General features: G+C 62.6%; 1 protein-coding gene. It reads left to right on the forward strand.

The genetic code is table 11. The features are described from left to right. Nucleotides 1-230 (forward strand): hypothetical protein (locus EOD29_RS35570; protein WP_206520639.1); only part of this gene is annotated, 230 nt, incomplete at both ends.

A 230-nucleotide genomic window follows, 5' to 3' on the forward strand; every position in this document is an offset into this window, starting at 1 on the left:
GTTCGACGCCGGCCGCGACGGCATGCTTGCGGACGACCGCTTTGGCGAGCTGGAGCCGTTCATGGCTATGGCGTCGAAGAGCGGTCATGAGTTCCGCGCCTATGACGATGCGCTCGATTTCATTGCCGGAAAACGGGATGCGGAACGGCGAGCCTCGAAGCTCGATCGGCTTTTCCCGCAAGATGCCGCCGATCCTGGACTGCAAGCGCTCCTGAAGGTGCCGCTCTATC

Origin of the sequence: Mesorhizobium sp. M1A.T.Ca.IN.004.03.1.1, from assembly GCF_003997555.1 — a bacterium.
Taxonomy (GTDB): Bacteria; Pseudomonadota; Alphaproteobacteria; order Rhizobiales; family Rhizobiaceae; genus Mesorhizobium.